Source organism: Okeania sp. SIO3B5 (assembly GCF_010692555.1).
Classification (GTDB): domain Bacteria; phylum Cyanobacteriota; class Cyanobacteriia; order Cyanobacteriales; family Microcoleaceae; genus Okeania.
Genome location: NZ_JAAHHG010000711.1, coordinates 1 through 4,219 on the forward strand (window position 1 = coordinate 1; position 4,219 = coordinate 4,219).

The 4,219-nt window shown below is 38.0% G+C and carries 6 protein-coding genes; all 6 read left to right on the forward strand.

Translation table 11 applies throughout. The features are described 5' to 3' along the window. Nucleotides 1-377: 377 nt before the first annotated feature. Nucleotides 378-764 (forward strand): hypothetical protein, encoded by a 387-nt coding sequence (locus tag F6K54_RS43625; RefSeq protein WP_366558391.1) that lies wholly within the window; start codon nucleotides 378-380, stop codon nucleotides 762-764. Between the two features lie 21 nt (nucleotides 765-785). Beyond that, nucleotides 786-1,004 (forward strand): hypothetical protein, encoded by a 219-nt coding sequence (locus tag F6K54_RS43630; RefSeq protein ID WP_366558392.1) that lies wholly within the window; start codon nucleotides 786-788, stop codon nucleotides 1,002-1,004. 229 nt (nucleotides 1,005-1,233) lie between these two features. Then, nucleotides 1,234-1,668, forward strand: coding sequence for a PIN domain-containing protein (locus F6K54_RS41310; protein ID WP_293090297.1), 435 nt, complete (start codon nucleotides 1,234-1,236; stop codon nucleotides 1,666-1,668). A gap of 40 nt (nucleotides 1,669-1,708) precedes the next feature. Then, complete coding sequence (locus F6K54_RS41315; RefSeq protein ID WP_293090298.1) at nucleotides 1,709-1,894, forward strand: hypothetical protein; 186 nt, start codon at nucleotides 1,709-1,711, stop codon at nucleotides 1,892-1,894. A 342-nt stretch (nucleotides 1,895-2,236) separates the two neighbouring features. Beyond that, nucleotides 2,237-3,532: a nucleoside hydrolase gene (locus F6K54_RS41320; RefSeq protein WP_293090299.1), complete on the forward strand. Its 1,296-nt coding sequence runs from the start codon at nucleotides 2,237-2,239 to the stop codon at nucleotides 3,530-3,532. A 65-nt stretch (nucleotides 3,533-3,597) separates the two neighbouring features. Next, nucleotides 3,598-3,924 carry a hypothetical protein gene (locus F6K54_RS41325; RefSeq protein WP_375342035.1) on the forward strand — a complete coding sequence of 109 codons (327 nt, stop codon included), beginning with the start codon at nucleotides 3,598-3,600 and terminating at the stop codon, nucleotides 3,922-3,924. Nucleotides 3,925-4,219 lie beyond the last annotated feature (295 nt).

Genomic DNA, 4,219 nt, shown 5'->3' on the forward strand with positions numbered 1-4,219 from the left:
CACGGGGACACGGAGAGCAGGGGAGAAGGGGAGCAGGAGAGAAGGGAGAAATAGTCATATCAGAAATGGGGACACGGAGACGGGGAGACACAGGGAGAAATAGTCATAGCATCTAAATAAAATTACTTAATTTATCAAAATTAATGTACTTTTAAATACATTTTCTCTCTAGAAAAAGGCTTTTAAAGTCTTAAACATAATTTGTCTATTTTGTCAATTTTTATGTTAAGAAAGATGTTTATAAAGCATAGCTTACTAAGGGGGGAACTACTTAAAAAGGGGAGAGTCTTCAAAGTCCCCCTTTTTAAGGGGGATTTAGGGGGATCGTGAATATACCTCATAACTATAGGAATTGCTATAAAAGGAGCAACAATCAAATGCCTTACAGCGATTTAACATTACCAAAAATCCAACAAGAATTTTCCTTAACTATCAATGAAACAGTCGATTTTTTTGCCAATATTCCAGAAGTTAAACCAAGCGATTTCCTAAAACAAACATTACAAAATAATTTACCATTAGCCTTAGCAATTAATACAGAAAAAGCCCGCTCGGAAATGATTATTGCTCCAATTTTAATAGAATTCAGAAAAACCCTAAATAATCAAATTAGCCTGTTTTCCGGAACAGAATTTAACGTCGATACTGCCAGAGGATTAAACGGTACTTGTGACTTTCTCATTAGTCTAGACCCAGAACAACTATTTATTAAATCTCCAGTTTTTGCCATTGTAGAAGCAAAAAAAGAAAACTTAAACGCCTGATTAGGACAATGTCTCGCAGAAATGATAGCAGCACAAATATTTAATCAACAACAAGGCAATCAAATTTCCACCATTTACGGTGTCGTCACCACTGGAAATATTTGGAAATTCTTAAAGTTAGAAAATACAGAAGTTCACATCGATCTAACCGAATACTTTATTAATAACTTAGAGAAAATTTTGGGAATTTTTTCCCTGGGAATTAATAGTAATTTGCCCAACAAACAGCAAAATTTGTAGATGCGTTAGACGGCAACAATTTAGAAGATGAAAAGCATTTAACAATCCGTCGCAACGGTTCGCGAACGCTAAACGCAACTCTAGGAAGCTACCAGCAACCCTCTACGACTCAAGTCGTTACTAGGAATAAGCGATCGCTCTCAGATTAATAATTTTTCTATTCACTGGTTGACAAAAACTTTCTTTCTGTTCTACTATTATGAAATCAAGCAAAAATCAATAATTAAAAATGAAGGTCTATTTAGATACTAGCGTATTGAACAGAATATTTGACGACCAGTCTCAGCCTAGAATCTATTTAGAATCAGTGTCAATGACGCTAATATTCTTACTAATCGAAAACCAAATAGTAGAAATTGTATCCTCAGAGGCTTTAGTAGTAGAAACCAATAATAACCCATATAACGATCGTCGTACTTTTGTCGAAAGCGTGCTACAGGAAGCTAAATATTTCCAAAGTCTTAACGAAAATATGTTAATAAGAGCAGAAGAAATAGAAGCAACAATGGGTATTAAAGGACTTGACTCCTTGCACTTGGTTTGTGCTGAAGAACTGGGGGTAGATTATTTCATTACCTGCGACGATAAAATAATTAAAAGATACCGTGGGACTTTAATTGTTCAAAATCCCACAGAATTTGTTAGTAATGTTATTAATTCTTAAAGGCAGGATTAAAATGAATCAAAAATTAGTAGTACCGCAAATGGATTCTATCAGAACCGAAAGTGTCAAAGTAATTGTAGAACGGTTAGGAATTGCTAAAGCAGCATTTTTCTGTCGAGAAACTATGTCACAGCCGATTGATTATTTAGAGTTAAAAGAAAAAATATTTGGAGAAAAAACAGCCAGGGAAATTTACGAGAAAATTAAAAATAACAGACAGATATAGACCTGAGAAAAAGCGATCGCTCTTTTCCTTCTGGAAATATTAAAAAAGCGATCGCCCAATACAACCCTCAGAAACCAACACCAATCCTCTACGACTCAAGTCGTTTTATCCAACATTTTAATGCAAGTTACGGAGATTATACCAAGGAGAAATATTAATTATACGAACCTACAGATGAATAAACCTCGGAAGCGAAAGTCAAAATCTATCAAAACAGAATCGATACCAAAACAACAGCATCAAATTGATTTATTCAACTTATTAATTTTTACTTAAGAAATACCTCACAAAACCAATATGGTTGTAATATTTGCCAGTTAATTTATTAATTTTTGCATCCCTATGGTAGACAACGTTAATTCAACTCCATTAATTTTTGATGACGACGGTAGTCAAGATGGAATGACCGCATTAGCTTATGTGCTGGGCAACCCTGAATATGATGTTCAAGCTATCACTATTGCACAAGGTATTGCTCGCCCGGAAATCTTCGTTGATAATGTAGAGCTAATGCTCGGAAGACTTGGTGTAACAGGTATTCCTGTAGGTGTCGGTCGTTCCGATCCATTAGAGGGTGATAATGTTTTTCCTGATTTTATTCGGGATGCCTCAGATACTTTTTGGGCACCTTTTGTGACTTTGCCTGATAGCGCTCCACCTGTTGAAACCAGTTCTGCACCAGAACTAATCGTCGAAACTATTAATAATTCTCCCGAACCTGTAGCTATTTTAGCAACTGGTCCAATGACCAACATTGCCGAAGCTCTCCAACTAGACCCCACTATCGTTGATAATATTTCGGTTCTGCAAATCATGGGTGGTGCAGTATTTGTAGAAGGGAATTTACCCGTGCTGCCCGATCCTCCTTTTTCTACCAACTTAGAGGCAGAGTTTAATATTTGGATCGATCCTGTAGCTGCTCAGGAAGTATTTGAGTTTGGGGATGATGGTCTGAATATTCAGATTACTCCCCTAGATGCGACCAATCAAATAGAGTTCGATGCTGATGATTCTCAAGCTTGGGTAGATACGGGTACTCCAGAAAGTTTAATTTCTGCGGAATTTTTAGATTATGCTTTGGAAGTTATTCAAAGTGACAACGATCCTAATCCAGTGTGGGATTTAGTAGCAGCTATTAATCTCGCTGAACCAGAATTTTCCGAAGAAACTCCCCTGCGTATAGAGATAGATACAGATTCAGACCCAGGTGACACTCAAGGGGATATGGTTGTCGTTGCTGATGGAACTCCAAATGTTAATGTTTCCCTAGACCCTAGTTTTGATAATCTCTCTTTTGATGCTAGCGAAGTTTTCTCAGCTTTAGCGCCAAAAGCTACTTCTGGCAACGATCTAATTCCAGGTGGGGAAGAAGACGATCTTCTCCAAGGTCTCGGTGGCAGTGATACTGTTCTTGGTTTTGGTGGCGATGACGAACTCCTGGGCAACCGTGGTAACGATAGTATTAATGGTGGAGATGGTGACGATACTCTCAAGGGTGGCTACGAAAACGATACCCTCAAGGGTGGTAGTGGGGAAGATAGTTTAATTGGTTGGATAGGTAATGATGCCTTATTAGGTGGTAGTGGTGATGATAATCTCAGTGGTGGTCAAGGTCGCGTTCGCGTAAGCGTTGCGTAGCAAATCGCCTCAATGGTGGTGAAGGTGATGATACTCTAACTGGTGGTGCTAGTCAGGATAAGTTTATCTTTGCTGCTAACCAAGCATTCAGTGAAGTGGAGTTAGGTGTGGATGAAATTACTGATTTTGTCCCCGGTCAGGATATGATTCTACTAGACTTAACAACATTTGCTGCCATTACAACTGAAGCAGGTGCTAGTCTTGGTGATGAATTTGCCTCAGTTGATGGTATTGTTGCTGAGAGCGAAGCTATAATTGTTTATAATTCTATTGATAACGGGTTGTATTATAATGCTAATGGCAGTGAAGATGGTTTTGGAAATGGTGGTTTATTTGCTGTTATTTCTGATGAAGTTTTTCCAACAGTAGATGATTTTATGATTAGAGCATAAACATATAGGAGTCAGGAGTCAGGAGTCAGGAGTCAGGAGAAATGGGAATTATAGAAGAGGTAGTCGGAAAAGTTGTCTCTTAATTTTTCTGCCATAATCATCCCAAAATACTAGCCTTTTGCAGCTCTTGCCACCGAAAAGCTGACATTTTTTGAGACAAAAAAATGCTACTGGACTGACACAGCTAAAATGGTGCAATAAGTGTAGGTTGGGTTGAGGGACGATCTTCGGAGCTTATCCGTTAGGATAAACCCAACATTAGTAAGGTTTTGTTGGGTTTCCCTTCGGGAAGCTA